Source organism: Paenibacillus sp. 8b26 (assembly GCF_050626875.1).
Taxonomy (GTDB): Bacteria; Bacillota; Bacilli; order Paenibacillales; family Paenibacillaceae; genus Paenibacillus.
In genome coordinates this window covers 3,751,487-3,771,510 of sequence record NZ_CP192445.1, presented here as the reverse complement: position 1 = coordinate 3,771,510, position 20,024 = coordinate 3,751,487, and the positions used below count along the sequence as shown (strand labels likewise).

The following is a 20,024-nucleotide window of genomic DNA, read 5'->3' as shown; positions in this document are numbered from 1 at the left end:
GCTCGTTTCTCTCACACGAACCCGCCCGTTACATTCAGTCCATCATTATAACGTAAGGGATTCGCGGAAACGAGTCAGGTAAGAGGCTGTTTAGAAAAAGAAAACAGGCGTTTCCTTGGAATATCGCCTGTTTCCTTCGTTTGGTTCGTTTTCTTATATTTAAAATTTTCGCAATTCCTGAGACTCCGGTTTGTTAAAATTTATCACTCTAACCTCATACTCGAACTCCGCGAACTGCAAATCTTGATCCGCCGTAACCAATATCAATTTGTTTATGATAGCTGTCGCAAGAATTAAAGCGTCTGGGGTCTTAAGCTTTCTCCCACACTTATCTTTTTGTTCTCTTCTGATACGACCCGCTTTAATTGCAATCTCTGAGTCAACTGAAATAAAATCTCCGCCAAGAAAGGGTATCGAACTTAAGTCGGTTTCAGTGGGTAACCCAGCTATAAACTCGGACTGGGTTATAGTTGAAAAGAAAATATTTTCTTTATCTTTCTCAGCCTGTCGAATTACTTCATCCAAGGAAGATTCAAGTCTATGAAGGGCAATAGCTGCATTCGTATCAAATAAGTACCCCATCTATTCCCAATTCTCCCTGGATTGCTTGACGCTCTCTTCAATCTCAAGCAATTGTTCCTTACTTAAGCTGCCTCGCGACTTCAAAACAGCTTGCAGTCCCTTAGGTAATGAAGGCTCTAAATCAATAACCTCGGTTTCGCCTTCCTTAGTTTCTATAGTAACCTTAGATGGTTCGAACCCAATATCCCGGAGGAGACTTAGAAGGCGTATACGATGTATATCCGTTAATTTCTTAGCCATCAGAAACACCCCTTAGCCCAAATTAGTTTCCAGCATGGTCCACCTGATATTGGAGTGCTGAACACCAGCTCGCTTGATTCGTTTTCTTATATTTAAAATTTTTGCAACTCCTGCACAAGCTCCAATAGGGCGTCAGAGATATCCGGGTCGGAGCTATGCTGGAGCATGCTCTCAAAATCAGGTAATGCCCGTTTCAATAACCGATAACTATAATCGTAATAGCTCCAAAAGGCCACCGGATCATAGCCTCGCGCTTCTTCCTCTTCCCATTCCAGTTCATCTTCTTCAGGATCGGTATCTTCTGGCCACAGATATTTTTCATCCAACAGCATGGTCAGGGATTCGACAGACTTCTGTGAATCCGCTTGTGCATTTTCCATGTCCAATGCCTCAATAACTGCATGATAACACTCTAATTCGTCTAGCGTGATATCATCCGCTTTTCTCGCATGCATATTTCCTAATAAAAAGAGCAACACCCAAGGCGTAACCTGCCACAATGTGCCCTGATGCTCAATCAGATTAGCAATGTCATCATATTTTCCGTCCGATATCAATTGCGGCAGCTCGGTACCCCTGCCATATGGAGTGGTCAGACGGTGCCACGGCACATCGGTGATTTGGAAACTATGAATGGGGATGGTGTTGATCTCATGATTATCCATGGCTCATCCTTTCCGATCGGTATCTAAAATCTTCCCGATTTAAAAATAGAATATAGCAAAAAAGCAACCATTAAGAGTGCGACGACAAAGCCAATCTCAATCGCAGGCACATTCCACAGCATGGTCGCCTGATGATTCAGCGATGAGCCGATAATCAGGCCGACCATAATAATGCTGAACGCAAGCAGTACAATGCTGAATGACAGGCGATTGCTGATTTGATCCAGCCTGCGCAGGAGCATTTCCAGCTCCGGCACGGTGACCTCCAGCTTGAGCTTGCCTTTGCTGATAATCGAAGCCAGATGCCTTGCCTGCCCTGGCAGTTCCATCAGCGTTTCGACCAGCTCGGTCGCACCGCCCAACAGCTTGCCCCGGATACGACGGCCGCTAAAGCGCTCCTTTAACAGCTTGTTGCCAAAAGGCTCCGCCAGAGCAAGAATGCTAAGATCAGGGTCGAGATGCTCAACGACCCCTTCCAGCGTCAGCAGCGACTTGCCGAGCAGCAAAACGTCTGAAGGCAGGCCGATCCGGTGCCGCTGTGCTGCGCCGAACAGGTCGTTCAGGGCATTCCCGATGCTGACCTGCGAGAACGGAACATCCGAGTAATCTTCGCGCATCTTATCCAGATCGGCACGTAGCGCGTTCATATCGGTATCTGGCTCAACCAGCCCCAGCCGTTCGATTGCTCGAACCATGGCATCGGTATTTTTGCGCATCAGCGCGATAATAAGCGAGGCCAGATGATTCTTCATCTCTTCACTCAGCCGCCCGGTCATGCCGAAGTCCAAATAAGCGAGACTGCCATTTTTCAGGACAAGCAAATTCCCCGGATGAGGATCGGCGTGAAAAAAACCTTCAATAAATATTTGATGCAGCATACTGTTTACCAGCCGCTGCGCCAGGTCTTTCAAATCATATCCACGACGTAATAGTTCTTCGCGATTGCCCAGATGAGTACCATCCAAAAACTCCATGGTTAATACACGTGAGGAGGTATGGTCCCAATATATTTTAGGAATATGAATATGCGGGTCCTGCTCGAACTGGAGCGAGATTTTCTCCGTATTGCGGGCTTCATGGTTGTAATCCAGTTCCTGAATGAGCGATCTGCCCAGCTCCTCCACCATCTGGCTAAGTTGATAGCGTTCCACCCATTCCCAGCGTTTGACCGCCATTGCAGTCAGTTCCCTCAAAATATCCAGATCCCGCCGAATGATGCGGTTAACGCCGGGGCGTTGGATTTTAATGGCGACCAGTTCTCCACTGTGCAACTTCCCCAGATGCACCTGACCAATGGAAGCGGCAGCCAGCGGAACATCATCAAAACGGGCCATGATATCCTCCAATGACGTGTCCAGCTCCTGTTCCAAAATGCCACGTGCGGTTTCAGAGGAAAAAGGCGGCACCTGATCCTGAAGCTTGACCAGCTCACGGATAATCGGCTCCGGCAGCAGGTCTGCGCGCGTGCTTGCCAACTGTCCAAGCTTAATGAACGCAGGCCCCAAATCCTCCAGCACCAGTCGAATCCGTTCGCCCAGCGTTTTGGACTCTGGTGTTTCTCTCGTCAGCCACTTGCGGGGCAGCGATAATAGCTGGAACAGGCCCATTTCCTCCACCATATAGCCAAAGCCATGACGCGCCAGCGCCATGGCAATTTCCCGGTAACGACCGGCGTGCTTTATACGAACCGCCATTTTAATCCAGTCGATTCCCTTCCTCAGCATCGCTCGAACCCGTAAGCGCCGCCTTTTCTTTTTCCATCTCCGCTACCTGTTTTTCCAGGGATGCCACACGTTGCTCCAAACTTGCGACATCATTTTCGGTAGGTACATCCAGCTCCTGCAAAATGCGGCTAACCTGCTCGCGGATCACCGTTTTGAACTGTCCCTGTTCCTCTGCGCCCCGTTCGATCAGACGATCAACCAGAGCTTTAGATTCCGAGGGTGCAAGTTCTCCCCGGTTCACAAGATCCTCGACGGCTTTTTCCACCTTTTCTTTGCTGACAATGGTGAGGCCCCATCCCAAAGAGATGGCTTTTTTGAACAAATCGCTCATGATATATCCTCCCCTACCTGTGATTACCTATAGTATAACCTGAAAAGGGGAACCGCATAAAGTCCGCAGCTCCCCTCCCTAGTTTGACGACATCAGCTATGTTAGCCCGGCAAGCGTCCAGCCCACTTGGCAGCCTGAAGAATCAGCTTACGATATCCTTCATGCTGGAAGCTTGGCTGATTGTGTCCAGGCATCAAGTAGACGACCCGACCCAAGCCATAGGACAACGACCAAGCTGCTGGCCACCATTGGCCCTCGTGTTCGTATTCCATCAGCAATGTTTTTTCAGTAAACGGGTCAAAATCAAACCGATACGGCTCCTCCTCGATCTCAAACGGTTCAATCCCTTCCATAATCGGATGGTCCGGCTCTGTCACCTTGAAGGACAACTGACCCGCAGCAGGATGCCGCAAAAAACGCGCCCCAATGAGCTGTGCAATTTCATACCGACCTTGCAACGTAATTCCGTTATGCAGTACGAGCAGTCCACCTCCGCCACTGACGTAGGATAGCAGCCCTGCTGTTTGCTGGGGAGACAAAACCTCCTTGCGGCTGTCGCAGTACGAGATGCACAAATCAAATGAGGCCAGGTTTTCCTTGAGCAGCATTTTACGATTTTCGCTGCATTGTACCGTCATCCAATCCTGTAAAATATGGCTAATCTCTCCGTCCACCCCTTGTAGCGGGTGAAACTCCGGATACGTATAATCTCCTAACAACAATGCTTTTCTTCTTTCCATGATGAATCCTCCTTGCCTAATCTGTATATAAGGATTTTAAAGGCGATGCCCCGTGTCATTTGTTCTTATTGGTGTGGATCGGGCGCTCCAAAATTTCAATTAGCCCTCACCTGTTGCGCATAACAACGCAATCATCGTCCGGGCTACGACATATATAAATAATTCTACAGGCGGGCTATGAAATCCTTTAGCAGAAGATTATAGCATATATATTTGATCGGAATAAACATACTCAAAAATTTATATGCGTGAACACTGGCGAATTCATCGGTTTATGGTATACTCGTAAGAAAAAAAGCGTGTCCATGCGTTTCAAAAAGGCTGGATCGCTTTTTAGCGAAGTTTATGCTTGCGGTTGTAGAATTGTTAAGCTTTGCTTAAAACTTATACATTCTATGAATCTTAAAAACCGGGGAGGTTGCATGAATGAAGAGGACTGGAATGACCCGGCCTTTGGACAGCTTGGGACGAATTGTGCTTCCTAAAGAGTTGCGCATGACGATGGAGATTGACATCGGCGATCCATTAGAGTTTTTTATTGAAGACCAGACACTCATGCTCCGTAAGTACAAATCAACCAATTGCATATTTTGCGGTGCGGTTGATACAAACACCTATTTTAAGGACCAGTTTATTTGTGACGAATGTGCAGCCGCAATGAAAACGGAAGACTTGCTTCCAGTCACTTCGGCAGAAACCAATTCGGCTCCAATCAAGCAAAATATGCATATGAAAAAGATTTATCAGCGTACAGATGTTATTCTGGAAAAAATGAGAGAGCTTATGGAAGAGAATCCAGCATCCTCACAAAAACAACTGGCTTCTATGCTAGGCGTGAGTCAGGGAAGGATTTCCCAGTTGAAGAAGCTCATGTGAACGAATCATCACAAGAGTAATGAATACGCTTCCATGTAATGTAAGGTTGAATCTTGCCTAAGTTTAGAAAAGCCGGACCCTTGTGATAAAGGGAACCGGCCTTTTTACGTACATATCAAGTTCTTCATTTATCCTGTTAGGGACTACAGTTGCGATGGGCGCTATATAGCGGATTACTGACCGTATGCCCTGCACTTTTCCACCCAGCGTGCTGCTGCTTTGGAAAAAGAGGCGAGGTGAATATGCGTGTAGGCTGCCAACAGGTTACCCTTCGCATAGCCTTCGCTCTGGAGCCCGCGCATCCCCTTGGTTTGATAGGCATAAGGGTACGGGGAGGCTGATTCATCATAGACCATCACGGAATAATGAAACTCATGCCCCCGAATTGTCTCTCCAGCCTCCAGCAGCAGACAATCCTGTAATGCAGTTGCTTCCCGGTATCCGAGCGCGGCCCGCTTGTCCTGCATTCGCACATCGGACGGGATGACCCCCGCCATGCTATGCACAGCACCGGAACGATCTGTAAGCGTACGTGCCAGTACCATGTAACCACCGCATTCGGCGAATAGAGGCATATCCCGGTTTACCGCGTTGCGGATATCTTCCAGAAAGCCTGTATTCGCAGCGATATCTGCGGCGAACTCCTCGGGGAAACCGCCGCCCAGGTATAGGCCGCTTGCATGCTCAGGTACGCGTTCTCCTGCCAGCGGACTGAAAAAGGAAAGTTCAGCTCCCGACTGACGCAGCAAATCCAAATTTTCCGGGTAATAAAAATTGAACGCCGCATCTCTGGCTACGGCAATGACCGGACGTTCCCCGGCGTCGGCTTGCTTCTCCGACGAAAGCCGATCGGGAGCAAATAACGGCTGCGCTGGCAAAGACAGCGGCGGAGCCGAGTCCGCTAGTGCCCGCAGCGCGTCCAAATCCGTACCCGTGCGGATCAGCTCTGCCGCCCGTTGGAAGAGCGGTTCCAGCTCGCCGCGCTCGACAGCCGGGACCAAGCCCAGATGACGCTCGGGAATATCCAGCCCGTCGTCGCGTTGGAGCCAACCGAGCACGGGGATGCCGCACTCCTGCTCGATTGCCTTTTGGACGATGCTATAATGTCCTTGGCTTCCGCAGCGGTTCACGATCACACCCGCAATGCGCAGCTTCGGCTCCAAACGCTGGAAGCCGAGTACAATAGCGGCAGCGCTTCGTGCCATACTACGCACATCAACGACCAGCAGCACAGGGCTATCCGTCAGCATGGCGATTTCGGCGGTCGACCCGGTGTTGCTGAGCGGGTCCTTGCCGTCATACAGCCCCATGACGCCTTCGATTACAGAAATATCCGCACCCTCGGAGGCGCGGATAAAGGTTTCACGCACCGTGTCCGGCGAGGTCATCCATGAGTCGAGATTACGCGAAGGCGTTCCGGTCGCGGCGGTATGATAGGTCGGATCAATATAATCCGGCCCACACTTAAAGCCCTGCACCCGCAGGCCGCCGTCGGCAAAAGCCTTCATCAGCCCAAGGGTAACGGTCGTCTTGCCCGCGCCGCTGCCCGTTCCAGCCACGACGATACGGCTTCTGGGTGCACCAGCGGCCTGATCCGTCCGCACATCCTGCTTATTGCGATCAGTCATAAGAAACCCGTGCTACGGATATTGTCATGTTGCCGCTTTTTTTCTTCTCCAGCAGCCAATGGTCTGCACCGGAGGACAGCAAGGCCGAAGGCTCGCTGACACCGTACGCTCCTGTGTACTTGAAGACCGTTTCCGATGGATTGGGAAGCTGTACGGTGTTTAGCTCTGATGGCGTGTACGTCACCAGCTCCCAGCCATATTTGGCGCAAAGGGCAAGCAGGCCCTCTTCATTCTTTTTCAGATCAATGGTCGCAATATTGCGCACGCTTTTCACAGACAAGCGAAGCTCATTCAAGGTGTCCAGCACGCCTGCCTCCAGCTCCTCCACAGCAGTACCCCGATTACAGCCGATGCCGAGTACCAGACTTTTCGGACGATACAGCACGCCATTCGTTAAGAACTGTTCCTCTTCCTCCGGCTCCAGCAGGCGGTCGCTAACGACCAAGGCCGCATTAAACGGCTCTTGTGACGCTTCTGCCATCGAACCATATACCTTGATATGGGCAGGCACAGGCTTGCCATAACGCCACCAGTTCCGTTCGCCTGTCTCTTGAACAAGCGCCACAGGCTCCTCATTCACAACAGCCGCGCTCACCGGAGTTGCCTTGTCGAAGCTGTCGACCACCCAACCCAATTCCCGACCGAACATGTCCACCGGAATCGTGCCCTGTACATCCGATGCAGTCGTAATTACCGGGCGTGCGCCGAGTACAGAAGCCACATGACGGGTCAGTTCATTAGCACCGCCCAAATGCCCGGACAGTACGCTAATGACATGCTCCCCGCGATCATCAATGACGACCACCGCCGGGTCTACCTTTTTATCCACGAGAATCGGCGCAATCATACGGACGACCGCACCGAGGGAAATAAATAAAATAATACCGTTATATTGCTTAAATAAATCCGGCAAAATCAGCTTGACCGAGCCTTCGAACAACTGAATGCCACGCTCCTGCTCGTCGCCACGCTCAAACTTGGACATGTAATACACATCCGTGCCCGGAAAGCTGGCTCCTAAATGACGAACCATCTCCACTCCATGCTTCGTGATCGCCACAGCGGCAAATGGATTACTCACCGGGCTTCACTCCCTTCCGGTAGCCATGGGTGAACGACTTATCATACAACTTGGAACGATGCGCGTCCTTGTCTACCAGCCCAGGGTCCAGCGCCCAGCCTGCCAAAATCATCGCATGCATCGTAATTCCCGCTGCGCGTAGATCGGCAGGCAATTGAGCGAGCGTTGTGCGCACGATCTTTTGGTCTGGCCAGGTTGCACGTTGTACAACCGCTACAGGTGTGTCCTCGCTCCAGCCAGCCGCCAGAAACTCGACGACCACTTTTTTCGCCAGCGTTGCACTGAGGAATAGGGCCACTGTACAGTGATGGGATGCCAGGTCGCGCAGCTTTTCCCGATCCGGTACAGGTGTACGGCCTTCGGCACGCGTCAGAATGACCGTCTGTGTCAGGTCAGGCACAGTCAGCTCTGCGCCAAGCACGGCAGCAGAAGCGAAGACCGAGCTAACACCGGGCACGATTTCATAAGCGACTCCGCGCTGCTTCAGCAATACCATTTGCTCCAAAATCGCGCCGTACACTGCCGGGTCCCCCGTATGTACACGAGCTACACTGCGTCCATCCTGCACAGCCTCGCTCATAATCTCGACCTGCCGCTCCAGATCCATGCCTGAGCTTTGCAGCACCTGCGCCTCTGGCTTGGCCGTGGCAATCAGCTCGTCGTTCACAAGTGAATCCGTATACAACACAACATCGGCTGTACGTAAAATCCGGGAGCCCTTGACGGTAATCAGCTCCGGGTCGCCGGGACCCGCTCCTACGATATATACTTTCGGCTCCAAACTCATTTGCTCACCACCATCAGACTCAGATATTCAAGCTCCTGTCCGCGCAGCTCGCGCGCGTTACGCCATACCATTTCATATGGAGATGTAACCTTGGTGATCACAGACGCATGTTCCCCAAGATTCAGTTCATCCAGCACATCCAGAATCAAATCCAGCACCTTGGCAACCTTGATAAACACGACTGTGTCGTGATTTTCAATCGCCCGCTTCATCGCTTCTCTATCATCCGTAGCCGGTATAATACCGACCTGCTGATCTCCGTCTGCCAAAGGCAACTCCAGTGCCGCCGCTGCTCCCAAAACGGAGGAAATGCCCGGAATAGATACAATCGGCACCTCGGGATGAAGCTCCTTCATGAGACGCGCCAAGTGAATAAAGGTACTGTACAGATTCGGGTCCCCCTCGGTGACAAAGGCTACATCCTTGCCTTGACTCAGAGCCTCCCAGCAGGCAACCACCGTTTTGTTCCACTCCCGTTCCAGTACAACCGGGTCTTTGGTCATCGGGAAAATGAGTCCCAGCATCTCTTTTTCCTCCGGGTTTACGTACAGCTCCACGATTTCATGGGCATACGATTTGCCTCCCCGACGTTTTTTCGGATAAGCCACAACTGCGCATTCCCGAATCATGCGGTACGCCTTGACCGTAATCAGCTCGGGATCACCCGGCCCCACGCCTACGCCGTAAAGTGTTCCTGTTGCCGCCGTATTCATGCTGTCTCTCCCCCTCTTGATCTACCAAATTACTCCCCTGCTACCTCGTCAGCCGCTTCTACCGACGGCCGCCCTGTAATGACATATATCGGATTCAGTCCGTCAAAACGCGTCATATTCAAAATTGGCTTGCTACGCGCTGTTTGCAGTAACGTCACCGAGGTTTCCAGCCCCGCTGCTTGCATCGCCTTCATGCCGTCATGCAGCGTCTCAATCGTTGCGGCATTCACTACAATTCGTCCATCCGTACGCAGACGGGAAGCGCACAGCCGAATCAGCTCCGCCAGCTCTCCCCCGCTCCCGCCGATAAACACCGCATCCGGGTCTGGCAGCTCTTCCAGTCCGGCAGGCGCTTTGGCGTGAATGACCGGAAAATCGGTGCGGAATTTGATCTTGTTCGCTTCCACATTGGCGAGATCGCCTTCATTCTTCTCAATGGCAAACACTTGCCCGTACTTCGCTAGCCGCGCACACTCCACAGCTACAGAGCCGGACCCTGCGCCAATGTCCCATACAATGCTTCGCTCCGTCAGACGCAGCTCGGACAAACTGAACACGCGCACTTCACGCTTCGTAATCAGCCCTTTTTCCGGCTTGCGCTGGTGAAATTCCGCATCCTCAAAACCAAATCCCCGACGAATCGCAAGCACGTCCGCACCCTTACGACGGCGCAAAATAACCACATTCAGTGATTGGAACGTTCCCTGCGCCATCTCTTCCAGCGTATAATGCCGATACGTCTCATCCGGTCCGCCCAAATGCTCGCCGACAAAGGCATCGTATTCCGTCATGCCATAATGCAGCAGATAGGCAGCGACTGCGGCAGGATGATTCCGGTCGTCCGTCAGCAGCGCGACCTTGTGCTGTCCGTCGATCCGCTGAGCCAGTCCGGTTATCGGACGGCCATGTATGCTTTCCAGCACCGCATCCTGCCAGCTCTCTCCCAGACGTGCAAATGCCAACTGAACCGAGCTGAGATGCGGCAAAATATCCAGATGCTCAGCCCCCAGCTTGGCGGACAAATACCCTGCGATTCCAAAAAAAAGCGGATCGCCTGATGCAAGTACGACAATATCCTTGTCCTCACGCAAACGTCCCAATTCTTCCACCACGGCGGAGAAGCCGCTCTTTAATGTTCGTTTTTCCCCTACGGCTGTTGGAAAAAAGGCCAGTTGGCGCTCTCCGCCAACCAGCACGTCCGCACGCTCGATTCGCTCCAGCGTCTCCTGCGACAGACCTGCCGCTCCATTTTCACCGATACCAATGATACGGATCACTCTACTCACCGACTCTCGCCCTCCCCAGCACATTCCCTTTCATCGTTACCAGTACCATTTCTACAACGATTCCACCACCTGCATACTCCAGACAATGCTGACAGCCATAGGTGCACAGCTTTTCAAAAAAGCTCAACGCATTCGCTTCGGTCATCATATCTGCCACCTGTGTAGCTGTATTCGCCTCAGCCACCGCCGCTGCAAGCGATTCGTCCACACCCGCTTCACGCGCGACCTCGGCCAAAAAGCCAAAATCCACCGGGGCGCTCTTGGAATGAACCATCATGACACCTTGAGCGACCTTCGACAGCTTGCCGGGCATGCCGACGAGAATGATTTTCTTCATTCCCAGCCGTTTTCCATGCTTGATCGCAAAGCCGACAAATTCGCCCATCTGAATAAAGGCTTCTTCCGTGAGCTGATCATACATTTGCATTGCATATTTTTCACTGCTGCCGCCTGTGGTCAGGACAATTTCCTTGCAATCCATCGCTTGCGCAACCGATATGGCCTGCACGACACTGGCTTTATAAGCCGACGTGGAAAATGGAACCACCACACCTCGCGTACCCAGTATGGAAATACCGCCAAGAATACCAAGTCGCCCATTCAGCGTCTTCTTGGCGATTTCTTCGCCGTCCGGTACGCTGATGACGACACGGACACCTTTGGCTGATCCGTGCTCCTCAAGCACGCCTGTCACAGCCTCCGTAATCATCCGGCGCGGCACCGGATTAATCGCTGCTTCCCCGACAGGCACAGGCAGACCGGGCTTCGTTACCCGTCCCACGCCGATGCCGCCGTCCAGCTCAATGCCCGGCTCCTCGCGCCAGCTAACGGACGCGGTAATTCTCGCCTGATGCGTGGCATCCGGATCATCGCCACCGTCCTTGATCGTCGTGCAGGAAGCCTCGTCCGCGTTCAGCACAAGCTCGATCAGCTCAAACGCATGATCGAATCCCGCTGGCAGCGATATCACCACTTCCTTCGGCGGAATGCCCGTGATGAGCAGTTGCACCGCTCCTTTGGCAACCGCAGCCGCACAGGCTCCGGTTGTAAAGCCTGACCGCATCGGCTTGTCTGGCGCGGGGGCTTCACCACTTTTCATCCGTTTGGGTCTGTCGGCGGACGCCGCTTCCTTTTCCATACCCATTCCTCCTTAACCTCTCATGCTGATCATGCTCCAATTCATTTCATGATACAGCAAACGGACAACCGCATCTAGCGGACAGCCATTAAGGAGATCGCATTCAATGCCGCCACGACGATGGTACTGCCACCCTTGCGCCCAATATTCGTAATGAACGGAATATCCAGCTTGCGCAGCTCGTCCTTCGATTCTGCCGCCGATACGAAGCCGACAGGCATTCCGATAATCAGGCCGGGCTTGGCCGCTCCTTCTTTCACCAGACGAATCAGCTCCAGCAGCGCTGTCGGCGCATTACCAATCGCATAGATACCGCCTTCGCCTGCCTGAATCGCTTTGCGCATCGAAATAATGGCGCGTGTCGTATTCAGCCTTTTCGCTTCTTCCATGACGTCGGGGTCAGATATGTACACATGCACATCTCCGCCAAACTGACGGATACGATCCTTGCTGAGTCCCGCCTGAATCATTTGCACGTCAGCAACGACCTGCTGCCCTGCGCGAATAGCTGCAACCCCGGCTTCAATCGCCTTCGGATGAAACACCATGCTGCGGCCCAGCTCAAAATCAGCAGACGCGTGAATCACACGTTGTACGACTGGATATTGCGCTTCTGTAAAAGGATGCTCTCCCAGTTCTTCCGTGATCATCTCAAAGCTTTTGCCCTCAATTTCCTGCGGCTGCACCGTTAACGGTTTGAAATCTGTTTTAAAATCCATCGTTTCGACCACTCCTTTACAGAAAATTAGTTTTGAACATTCAAAGTTACCTATTGTGTCACTACGCAGTCGGATGGTACTTCCCATCGCCACCGCTGCGCTTGCACAACACCATTCAGCTTACTCCGTTTTGATGTGAATTTTTAAAATTCAGCTTATATACGTATTTTAAGATGACTATATTTTAAATACACGTCAGAAAAAGTCCTGGATTTATCGGATTGACTGGGTTGTTAATTACCCGGCTCGATCAGATTCACAGGGTCATAGTTCAGATCGAAGGGTCCACTTTGGTTGTGCGCAGTGCGTCGATCACTCCGTCAAAATGATCAAATACGGTGCCAAATTCCACTTCCGGTCTGGATATCAAAATGACATGAATACCCAGCTCCAGGGCAGATTGAACCTTCTCATCTACCGCTCCCGTGCGTCCGCTTTCCTTGGTGACCATCACCGTCGTGCCGAAATGCTTGTACAAAGCCTCGTTCATCTCGCGGGAAAAAGGTCCCTGCATGGCGATAATATTTTTTTGCTCCAGCCCCAGCTCGCCGCATTTCTCCATATTGTCCAGTCGCGGCAGCATACGTGCAACCAAGCGAATATCCGGGTCTCCCAGCAAATGCTTGGTGAACGTGCCGAGCGTCTTGCCGCCTGTTGTAAGCATTACAGAGCCTTTGAGCTGCTTCGCTTCCAATGCGGCTTCCTCATAGGAAGGTACGATGTGAAGTAACGAATGATTGTCATACACCAGCCCTGCCCGCTCATAGCGAACATAAGGAACCCCGGACTCGCGGGCGGCTGTCATGGCATTCGCATGTGCTTCTTCTGCAAAAGGATGACTAGCATCAACGATAGTCTGCACTCCCTGTTCCCGAACCACTGCTGCCATTTCATCGGCTGTCATTCGACCTGTACGTACGTCCAGCCCCACTTCGGACAGGCTCGCTGCCGCACTTTCTGTTACGACGGAGGCCAATACTTTGAAGCCGTTGTCACGGATTTGCAGCGCCAGTTCCCGAGCATCGCTCGTTCCGCATAGCATGAATATCATGAGCCCTTCACCTGCCCGCTGCCAGAAATGCCGCTCCCGTTCACCACAGACGGCGTATGTGAATGATCGTGGTGGTGTTCATGATCATGGTCATCATGGCTGTGCGCATGTACATGCTCATGCTTGTGATCATGTGAGTGTTCCTCATGATGATGATCGTGTCCATGCTCATGTGGATGGTGGTCATGGTCGTGATGATCATGGTCGTGATGATCATGATCGTGATCATGATCGTGATCGTGGTCATGCCCATGATCGTGATCATGGTCGTGGTGATGATGGTGGTGCTCCTGCGCCTCCAGACGGAACTGGCAGTTATCGCAATTGGCCATAACCTTGCCAACCAAGCCTTCGTTGGCACGCTCCAGCACCAGCTCGACCAATTGTGGATGGAACCCAAAATATCCGCCCATTTCCACGTGTAATTCAGGATGAGACTCCGCAAATTCCTCTGTCATTTCTCCGATACGCTTAATCAGCACACCCGTGAATAGAAAGTATGGAAGCACGATGATTTTTTTGGCACCTAGACGTAGACAACGCTCCAAGCCATCTGGAAATGAGGGTTGTGTCACACCGATAAAGCTGCTCTCCACCCACGTATACGGGAGTTTTTCCCACAGCATACGGGTAATTTTGAAAAAGTCGCTGTTCGCATCCGGATCGCTGCTTCCGCGTCCCAGCACCAGCACAGCCGTTTCTTCATCCGTCACCTCGGCAGAAGCCTCCACAGCGCTATCCATACCGGCTGGAACCGCAACCGGACGGGCCTCTTTCAAGCGGCTTTGCAGAATGCTGACGATTTTTTCGTGAACGCCAATCGGACGTCCGTATACAAATTCCACCTGCGGATATTTCGCCTTTGCCCGGTCAATAGCCATCGGAATATCAATTTTGGCATGTACCGCTGCGAACAAAATAATCGGAATAAGAACGACACGCGTCGCCCCTTTTTCCACACATGTCTGCACTCCTTCGGCAATGTCGGGACGTGCCAACTCCAGGAAACAGGTTTCCACGCACATATCCGGTACCCGATCTGCCACCGCCTGTGCAAATTCCATCAGCTCCTGATTCCCCTCCGGGTCCCGACTTCCATGTCCAACCAACAATATTGCATTCACTGCTGTATTTTCCTCCTCATCAAAATAGGGATGACCTGCAAGACGCCCTATTTTATCTATATGCTTACATCCATAAAAACAGGCTTTCTAGCCCATTAATCGCCACAGACGGCATTCACTTCCACTATTGCAGGCGCATCTTCATGCCGAAAACCCGCTACCACGCCCACACGCTTGAAAAATTTATGAAAACGCTCGTTCGGATGCCCTTTTTCCTTATATTCAGCGATGACGTTCTCAACGATATCCGTAATCTGATCCCCCGGAATGCCCTCTGCCACAGGTTGAGCGGCATGAGCGTTGCGTCCGAATTTTTTGCCGCCGAGGAACAGATCGTATCCTCCCTTGCGGTACACGATTCCGATATCCTCCAGCACCGCCCCATAGCAAGCCATGCCGCAGCCGTTCAAAGCAATGCTCGTTTCCTTGGGCGCCTGCAATCCGCCCAGTACAACCTGTAGATGCTCAGCCACAGGCACAGCGTCATCCTTCTCCATATTGCAGAAGTCGCACGCCTTCACCTTAAACACATCGCCAATCGGCATCACGATGAATCGTTCATCCCGCAGCCGCCCTACCAGCTCCTCCGGGTCCGCGCACGGCACGCGCAGCACGATCTGGTGATCCGGCGTGTACTCCAGCTCGCCTTCATCACCCGCTACCTCGGCGAGTAGCGCCATCTGGCGAGCGGTGAACTTCTTGTTTCCCACGCCGGGGGAAACGCCCACCTCAAACAGCGCAGGCTTGCCAAAGCTGCCTGCCGCTGTCCCGGCCGCAGCCCCAGCTACGGCCACGGCTGCCGTTCCGGCGCCGCTCACGGCGGGCGCTTGCCCGTTCCAGCGCGCGCTCGCTTCGCCCGGCAGCTTGCCGCCCGCAGCGAGGCGGCTCAGCGCCTCCGCTGCCAGCGATGCCGGGGCCGCCCCGGCTTGCACGGCAGCCACCGCTTGCGGGCGTGCCTGCGTGGCAACCGCAGCAGCGCCGCTCGCGGAAGGTGCGGGCGCGGTCCCGCCTGCTCCCGCAGAGGCTGGCACTGCGGGAGCAGCGCCTGCCTGCGACGCATTCAGCGCGCGATCCTCTTGCGCGCCCAGCGACCACGGCTCCGCTTCCGTGCGGAGCCGCTGATGCGGCTTGAGCGCCTGCTCGGTCGCACCCAACGTATACTTGCGCTGATACCCGCGCGGCGTCACGATCAGACCGTCATACACCATCGTCGAAGAATTGCCGATGATAACGGTCGTCAGCATACCGATATCATGGTTGAGCATGTCCTCCAGCGTCGTCACAATTACTTGCTGACGGTCGCGATAAGCACTCTTGACCAGCCCGACGGGAGTCTGCGGATCACGGTAACGCAGCAAAACAGACTGCGTATCAACAATCTGGCGTGTACGCCGACCACTGCGCGGGTTGTACAGTGCAATGACAAAATCCGCCGAAGCTGCCGCCTCTACACGCTTCACAATCGTCTCCCACGGGGTCAAATGGTCACTCAGACTGATCGTGCATGCATCATGCATGACGGGCGCACCCAACAGCGAAGCACAGGACTGAATCGCCGATATTCCCGGCACGACTTCTACCTCAACCCCGTCCTCACGGCGCCAGCCCTTTTGCATCAGCACTTCGTACACTAGCCCGGCCATGCCATATACGCCTGCGTCTCCACTGGAAATGACGGCTACCTTCTTGCCCATCTCCGCTTGTCGAACCGCCTCCTGCGCACGGCTCACTTCCTCTGTCATCCCTGTGCGCACAATCTCCTGTCCGTTCAACAACGGGCGGATCAGATCCACATAGGTGTTGTAACCGATAATGACCTCACTCTCGGCCAGCGCATCCAGCGCTCGTTTGGTGATATGTTCCATATCCCCCGGTCCGAATCCAATCACGAGCAATTTTCCTAATGGGCTCATCGTTATCCTCCTTCTTAAATCTAGGCTATGTTTTCCACACTTCTATCTATTTCACTTGTATATGGACATCCTGTAACTCAAAAAAAACCCATCCTGCCCGGATGGGTTTCCTATGTACGCATCGTATCATCAGACGGACACAGCATAAGAAGACACTTCTTGTCTTCCGCCATCGTGCCGTTGCTTTCCATCTGCCTGTTCACGCTTGAAATGCTTCTGCATGTTCAGCTCCACGCAAACCTGCAACCAACATGGAAAAAGCAGCGTGCGCCTGATTTCCTGATTTCGTACACCCATCCTCTCCGCGAAGGTTAACGGTGCATACAGATCAAGGTAGGTCTCCTGGCTCGGCATCAACAGATTTTTTCGTCTTCCCCGTTTTGTCACGAGTGACGTCTGAAAAAATCCTCTTCCTTACAGTGGCGGGACCGCTCGGGACTTGCACCCGATTCCCTGTTACCCTTCGCTATCACAAAGGCACCTTGTCTGTCCGCTATTTGATTATGGGTCTTATCATAACCTTGGCTCAATCAGTTGCGCAAGCATGAAAAACGCTTTATTTCAAGTTCTCTGCCTTATTTTTTAGCATATGCAACAATTCGTCCGGGTCCGCAGAGATACTCAGCAGCGTTGGATGGTCAACTCCGGTAAATCCCTCGCGCACACTATGACGCACCATTTCCGCCAACGGGTCAAAATATCCGTTCACATTCAGCAGTCCGATGGGCTTGCGATGAATGCCGATTTGCGCCCAGCACAGCACCTCGAACAGCTCCTCAAATGTTCCCAATCCCCCCGGAAGGGCAATAAAGGCATCGGCCATTTCGCTCATGACCGCTTTGCGTTCATGCATGCTTGTCACCTCAATAAATTCGGTGACTCCCCGGTGAATAATCTCTGCATCGAATAACAGGGTCGGCATAATCCCGGTGACCTGACCGCCCCCGGCCAGCATCGCATCTGCGACCTCACCCATCAGCCCTTTGCTGGAGCCTCCATAGATCAGACGAACATGATGTCGGGCCATAGCCTCTCCAAGCTTGCCTGCCTCCTGAAGATATACCGATGAATGTCCGGGTCTGGACCCGGCAAATACACAAATGGAATTCATAATGTCTCAGCTCCTGTTCTGGTATCCCGCATCGAGGCTTTTTCATTATATTAAATAAATATTTTCGTTATAACAAAAACTTCCGTCGATGCATTTCCAACAAAAAAAGATAAAGACCCTGTAGGCCCTTATCTTTATTTTACCCTTTATCGCAAGGATATAGGTTAGTTTTCAGTTCACAACTTCAAGACCGTAGCCGTGCACCGAGGCGCTATGCTCAAAATATCTTCCCAGTTCCACCATCATCGCGCCCATTCGTTCCTCCACTGGAAACACGATCCGTTCAATACCTTCCTCCAAAATGGACTGCGCCGTCACCTTGCCTACCGACACAGCGATCACATCATGGCGAAAAGCTTCCAGCACGTCTTCCATCTGCTTCTGTTCCCTCGCATATTGGCACAAAAAGCGGATTTGCGGACCACTGGTGAACGTAACTGCATCAACATTACGATTTACAATATCCGCTAGCAGTGCTTGCAAATTCGCTTCCTCCGGCGGAATATGCTTATAGGGAAGCACCTGCCGGGTAACTGCACCTTGCTCGTCCAGCCACTTCACCAGCCCAGGGGCCGGGTCACCATGTAGCTGTAACAGCACTTCCTTTCCCTTCAGATCATACGGAGCAAAGGCCTGCGTCAACCCGATCAAACTTCCGTCCTCATCCCGTACATCTGGCGTAAAGCCACGCTTTTTGAGTCCATTGACCGTTTTGTAGCCTCGCGCTGCAATGTTCGAGGAATGTAATAGCTCTATAATCTGTTCTGCTACTCCCATATCCTCCGCCATATCGAGTAGCGCGTCCAGCCCCATGCCTGTCGTGAAAATGTTCCAGTCCGGCGGCTGCTTCACCCACGATACAATAGCGTTACGCAGCTCGATATCGTCCAGAAAAACCGTGCCCTGGGCCGGACGCTGCACTGGCTCGCCTCCCATTTTCGCAACCAGCAATGCCATTTCGTCTGCTTTACGGGGACCGGCAAGGGCAACTCTCTTGCCTGCCATGCGTTGTGCCATCCTGTTCCCTCCCTTGTAGAAATCGAAGTCATAATCCTTTCTACCAAGTATACAATTAGAGGGCTGAAAGACAAATAAGAATTCTTTTTCCAATGAATATAGTAAACTTATAAGTTAGCTTGTCCTGTTCTGCCTGCCTGTTGGCTTTCTTGCTGGCTCGTGCTATCCTGCTGACTCACACTATCCTGCTTCTCTCCAGATGGCTTATGATATTTGCTATCTTCTTTAGGCTTGGGTCGGAGCAGCAGCCATAGCACAAAAGGCATGAAAACAAAGAAAATAACCATTACCATCGTCCATTCCCGGCTGAAATCATAAATTTGGACGATATTAGAGAACAGCATAAAGGAACAGACATAACCCAACAAGCCTACGGGCCAAACCATCAAACTCCCCCGTGTGTGGGCAAACATGCGCTTTACCGCCAAACTGGTTACATACAGATCAATACCAATCTTTGTAAGCAGGGTTGGTACAGTCAGTGCAGCCACAAACAAGTCGAACCGATCCAGAAAGTCGGTTAACTGCAACTGACGCGCCAGTTCATACGATGGATAAAACAGCCGCGACAAGATGGGAATACCGATAACCAGCTCCGACAGCAGCACCATGATAATGATAAAAGCGGTTCCGGTCAAATGTCCAAGCCACGCACTCCGGGGACCATAGCTTTTTCCCGAAATCACAAAAGGCAACATCATAATATCTGCCATATATCCGAGCATACGCCAGCTACCTTTGATAACTCCATTTACATCCGGGTGCAAAATCGGTCTCAGTTCCGAAAAATCCATACTACGCCCGAAAACAAGCGGCATCGTCAGCAGCGTCAGAATCGACAACGGTACAAAAATCTCCGCCATATTCACAACGGTGCTTATACCGCCCTTGGCCATGAACGTTAAGGTCAGCAGCATAATAAGGGATATGACAACAATCGGAGTCAGCGGCAAAAGTACAATTTCCACCAGATCGGTAATAATTCTCAGATCTCGTGCAAAAATGATCAGAAATAAAATAATATAAACCATAAGGAGCATACGCCCTAGCACGGGGTGAGAGCTTACTATGGCCTGTAGCAGATCCTGATCCGGAAAACGCCGCTTAAGCTTCAACATCGCCCAGATCGGCAAGCATATTACGATGGCAGCAATCGCGCAGGTCCAATAGGCATGCTGATGCGCGTAATCTGCTGCCTGGGCCGGAGCATGCACAATGGTAATACTAACCTCCATCAACATACCAAGCAGCACGATCTGTCTGGTTGTGAACTGTTTCATACAGGAGACCTCCTTTTT

Annotated in this window: 21 protein-coding genes and 1 riboswitch; of the genes, 1 reads left to right on the top strand and 20 read right to left on the bottom strand. The window is 52.1% G+C overall.

All coding sequences use genetic code 11. From position 1 onward, the window contains the following. Positions 1–159: 159 nt before the first annotated feature. The 6 genes from ACQ4MX_RS17385 to ACQ4MX_RS17360 all read right to left on the bottom strand — a co-directional run bounded on the left by ACQ4MX_RS17385 (position 160) and on the right by ACQ4MX_RS17360 (position 4,282). Positions 160–582, bottom strand: coding sequence for a type II toxin-antitoxin system VapC family toxin (locus tag ACQ4MX_RS17385; RefSeq protein ID WP_431086272.1), 423 nt, complete (start codon positions 580–582; stop codon positions 160–162). Continuing rightward, positions 583–822: a hypothetical protein gene (locus tag ACQ4MX_RS17380; RefSeq protein WP_044644405.1), complete on the bottom strand. Its 240-nt coding sequence runs from the start codon at positions 820–822 to the stop codon at positions 583–585. A 92-nt stretch (positions 823–914) separates the two neighbouring features. Further along, entirely contained in the window at positions 915–1,487 is a 573-nt protein-coding gene (locus ACQ4MX_RS17375) for a hypothetical protein (protein WP_431086271.1), read from the bottom strand. Between the two features lie 23 nt (positions 1,488–1,510). After that, positions 1,511–3,181 (bottom strand): ABC1 kinase family protein, encoded by a 1,671-nt coding sequence (locus tag ACQ4MX_RS17370; protein WP_431091363.1) that lies wholly within the window; start codon positions 3,179–3,181, stop codon positions 1,511–1,513. Position 3,182: 1 nt separating this feature from the next. Beyond that, positions 3,183–3,542, bottom strand: a complete 360-nt coding sequence (locus tag ACQ4MX_RS17365; RefSeq protein WP_431086270.1) for a phasin family protein — start codon at positions 3,540–3,542, stop codon at positions 3,183–3,185. 101 nt (positions 3,543–3,643) lie between these two features. Beyond that, positions 3,644–4,282 carry a ThuA domain-containing protein gene (locus tag ACQ4MX_RS17360; protein ID WP_134912104.1) on the bottom strand — a complete coding sequence of 213 codons (639 nt, stop codon included), beginning with the start codon at positions 4,280–4,282 and terminating at the stop codon, positions 3,644–3,646. Between the two features lie 426 nt (positions 4,283–4,708). Between ACQ4MX_RS17360 and ACQ4MX_RS17355 the strand changes: the two genes are divergently transcribed. Continuing rightward, positions 4,709–5,158 carry an AbrB/MazE/SpoVT family DNA-binding domain-containing protein gene (locus ACQ4MX_RS17355; protein WP_431086269.1) on the top strand — a complete coding sequence of 150 codons (450 nt, stop codon included), beginning with the start codon at positions 4,709–4,711 and terminating at the stop codon, positions 5,156–5,158. 173 nt (positions 5,159–5,331) lie between these two features. Here ACQ4MX_RS17355 and ACQ4MX_RS17350 read toward each other — a convergent pair whose 3' ends face one another. The 14 genes from ACQ4MX_RS17350 to ACQ4MX_RS17285 form a co-directional block, all read right to left on the bottom strand. Further along, positions 5,332–6,786, bottom strand: a complete 1,455-nt coding sequence (locus ACQ4MX_RS17350; RefSeq protein ID WP_431086268.1) for a cobyrinate a,c-diamide synthase — start codon at positions 6,784–6,786, stop codon at positions 5,332–5,334. Further along, positions 6,779–7,867 (bottom strand): cobalt-precorrin 5A hydrolase, encoded by a 1,089-nt coding sequence (locus tag ACQ4MX_RS17345; protein ID WP_431086267.1) that lies wholly within the window; start codon positions 7,865–7,867, stop codon positions 6,779–6,781. The genes ACQ4MX_RS17350 and ACQ4MX_RS17345 overlap by 8 nt, the downstream gene beginning before the upstream one ends. Beyond that, entirely contained in the window at positions 7,860–8,654 is a 795-nt protein-coding gene (gene cobM / locus ACQ4MX_RS17340) for a precorrin-4 C(11)-methyltransferase (protein WP_044644396.1), read from the bottom strand. Before cobM ends, ACQ4MX_RS17345 begins: the two co-directional genes overlap by 8 nt. Continuing rightward, positions 8,651–9,367, bottom strand: a complete 717-nt coding sequence (gene cobI, locus ACQ4MX_RS17335; RefSeq protein ID WP_431086264.1) for a precorrin-2 C(20)-methyltransferase — start codon at positions 9,365–9,367, stop codon at positions 8,651–8,653. Before cobI ends, cobM begins: the two co-directional genes overlap by 4 nt. A 29-nt stretch (positions 9,368–9,396) precedes the next feature. After that, positions 9,397–10,653 (bottom strand): precorrin-6y C5,15-methyltransferase (decarboxylating) subunit CbiE, encoded by a 1,257-nt coding sequence (gene cbiE / locus ACQ4MX_RS17330; protein ID WP_431086262.1) that lies wholly within the window; start codon positions 10,651–10,653, stop codon positions 9,397–9,399. Next, complete coding sequence (locus ACQ4MX_RS17325) at positions 10,646–11,791, bottom strand: cobalt-precorrin-5B (C(1))-methyltransferase (protein WP_431086260.1); 1,146 nt, start codon at positions 11,789–11,791, stop codon at positions 10,646–10,648. Before ACQ4MX_RS17325 ends, cbiE begins: the two co-directional genes overlap by 8 nt. A gap of 74 nt (positions 11,792–11,865) precedes the next feature. Beyond that, entirely contained in the window at positions 11,866–12,510 is a 645-nt protein-coding gene (locus tag ACQ4MX_RS17320) for a precorrin-8X methylmutase (protein ID WP_014278561.1), read from the bottom strand. A 271-nt stretch (positions 12,511–12,781) separates the two neighbouring features. After that, a complete protein-coding gene (cobK, locus tag ACQ4MX_RS17315) occupies positions 12,782–13,561 on the bottom strand; it encodes a precorrin-6A reductase (RefSeq protein ID WP_431086257.1) in 780 nt (259 codons plus the stop codon). Then, positions 13,558–14,685: a sirohydrochlorin chelatase gene (locus ACQ4MX_RS17310; protein WP_431086254.1), complete on the bottom strand. Its 1,128-nt coding sequence runs from the start codon at positions 14,683–14,685 to the stop codon at positions 13,558–13,560. Before ACQ4MX_RS17310 ends, cobK begins: the two co-directional genes overlap by 4 nt. 95 nt (positions 14,686–14,780) lie before the next feature. Continuing rightward, positions 14,781–16,598 carry a precorrin-3B C(17)-methyltransferase gene (cobJ, locus tag ACQ4MX_RS17305; RefSeq protein ID WP_431086252.1) on the bottom strand — a complete coding sequence of 606 codons (1,818 nt, stop codon included), beginning with the start codon at positions 16,596–16,598 and terminating at the stop codon, positions 14,781–14,783. Between the two features lie 129 nt (positions 16,599–16,727). After that, positions 16,728–16,955 carry a hypothetical protein gene (locus ACQ4MX_RS17300; protein ID WP_189338162.1) on the bottom strand — a complete coding sequence of 76 codons (228 nt, stop codon included), beginning with the start codon at positions 16,953–16,955 and terminating at the stop codon, positions 16,728–16,730. Then, positions 16,914–17,097: riboswitch (cobalamin riboswitch) on the bottom strand. (Overlaps the previous gene by 42 nt.) Before the next feature lie 57 nt (positions 17,098–17,154). Beyond that, positions 17,155–17,709, bottom strand: coding sequence for a TIGR00730 family Rossman fold protein (locus ACQ4MX_RS17295; protein WP_431086250.1), 555 nt, complete (start codon positions 17,707–17,709; stop codon positions 17,155–17,157). A gap of 171 nt (positions 17,710–17,880) precedes the next feature. Further along, a complete protein-coding gene (locus tag ACQ4MX_RS17290) occupies positions 17,881–18,726 on the bottom strand; it encodes a uroporphyrinogen-III synthase (RefSeq protein WP_431086248.1) in 846 nt (281 codons plus the stop codon). A gap of 107 nt (positions 18,727–18,833) precedes the next feature. After that, positions 18,834–20,006: a GerAB/ArcD/ProY family transporter gene (locus ACQ4MX_RS17285; RefSeq protein ID WP_431086247.1), complete on the bottom strand. Its 1,173-nt coding sequence runs from the start codon at positions 20,004–20,006 to the stop codon at positions 18,834–18,836. Positions 20,007–20,024: the final 18 nt, after the last annotated feature.

What these genes read in the sequence shown, in the direction of transcription:
- ACQ4MX_RS17385 (WP_431086272.1), bottom strand. Translation starts at nt 582, where the DNA reads ATGGGGTACTTATTTGATACGAATGCAGCTATTGCCCTTCATAGACTT.
- ACQ4MX_RS17380 (WP_044644405.1), bottom strand. Translation starts at nt 822, where the DNA reads ATGGCTAAGAAATTAACGGATATACATCGTATACGCCTTCTAAGTCTC.
- ACQ4MX_RS17375 (WP_431086271.1), bottom strand. Translation starts at nt 1,487, where the DNA reads ATGGATAATCATGAGATCAACACCATCCCCATTCATAGTTTCCAAATC.
- ACQ4MX_RS17370 (WP_431091363.1), bottom strand. Translation starts at nt 3,181, where the DNA reads ATGGCGGTTCGTATAAAGCACGCCGGTCGTTACCGGGAAATTGCCATG.
- ACQ4MX_RS17365 (WP_431086270.1), bottom strand. Translation starts at nt 3,542, where the DNA reads ATGAGCGATTTGTTCAAAAAAGCCATCTCTTTGGGATGGGGCCTCACC.
- ACQ4MX_RS17360 (WP_134912104.1), bottom strand. Translation starts at nt 4,282, where the DNA reads ATGGAAAGAAGAAAAGCATTGTTGTTAGGAGATTATACGTATCCGGAG.
- ACQ4MX_RS17355 (WP_431086269.1), top strand. Translation starts at nt 4,709, where the DNA reads ATGAAGAGGACTGGAATGACCCGGCCTTTGGACAGCTTGGGACGAATT.
- ACQ4MX_RS17350 (WP_431086268.1), bottom strand. Translation starts at nt 6,786, where the DNA reads ATGACTGATCGCAATAAGCAGGATGTGCGGACGGATCAGGCCGCTGGT.
- cobM (WP_044644396.1), bottom strand. Translation starts at nt 8,654, where the DNA reads ATGAGTTTGGAGCCGAAAGTATATATCGTAGGAGCGGGTCCCGGCGAC.
- cobI (WP_431086264.1), bottom strand. Translation starts at nt 9,367, where the DNA reads ATGAATACGGCGGCAACAGGAACACTTTACGGCGTAGGCGTGGGGCCG.
- ACQ4MX_RS17325 (WP_431086260.1), bottom strand. Translation starts at nt 11,791, where the DNA reads ATGGAAAAGGAAGCGGCGTCCGCCGACAGACCCAAACGGATGAAAAGT.
- ACQ4MX_RS17320 (WP_014278561.1), bottom strand. Translation starts at nt 12,510, where the DNA reads ATGGATTTTAAAACAGATTTCAAACCGTTAACGGTGCAGCCGCAGGAA.
- cobK (WP_431086257.1), bottom strand. Translation starts at nt 13,561, where the DNA reads ATGATATTCATGCTATGCGGAACGAGCGATGCTCGGGAACTGGCGCTG.
- cobJ (WP_431086252.1), bottom strand. Translation starts at nt 16,598, where the DNA reads ATGAGCCCATTAGGAAAATTGCTCGTGATTGGATTCGGACCGGGGGAT.
- ACQ4MX_RS17295 (WP_431086250.1), bottom strand. Translation starts at nt 17,709, where the DNA reads ATGAATTCCATTTGTGTATTTGCCGGGTCCAGACCCGGACATTCATCG.
- ACQ4MX_RS17290 (WP_431086248.1), bottom strand. Translation starts at nt 18,726, where the DNA reads ATGGCACAACGCATGGCAGGCAAGAGAGTTGCCCTTGCCGGTCCCCGT.
- ACQ4MX_RS17285 (WP_431086247.1), bottom strand. Translation starts at nt 20,006, where the DNA reads ATGAAACAGTTCACAACCAGACAGATCGTGCTGCTTGGTATGTTGATG.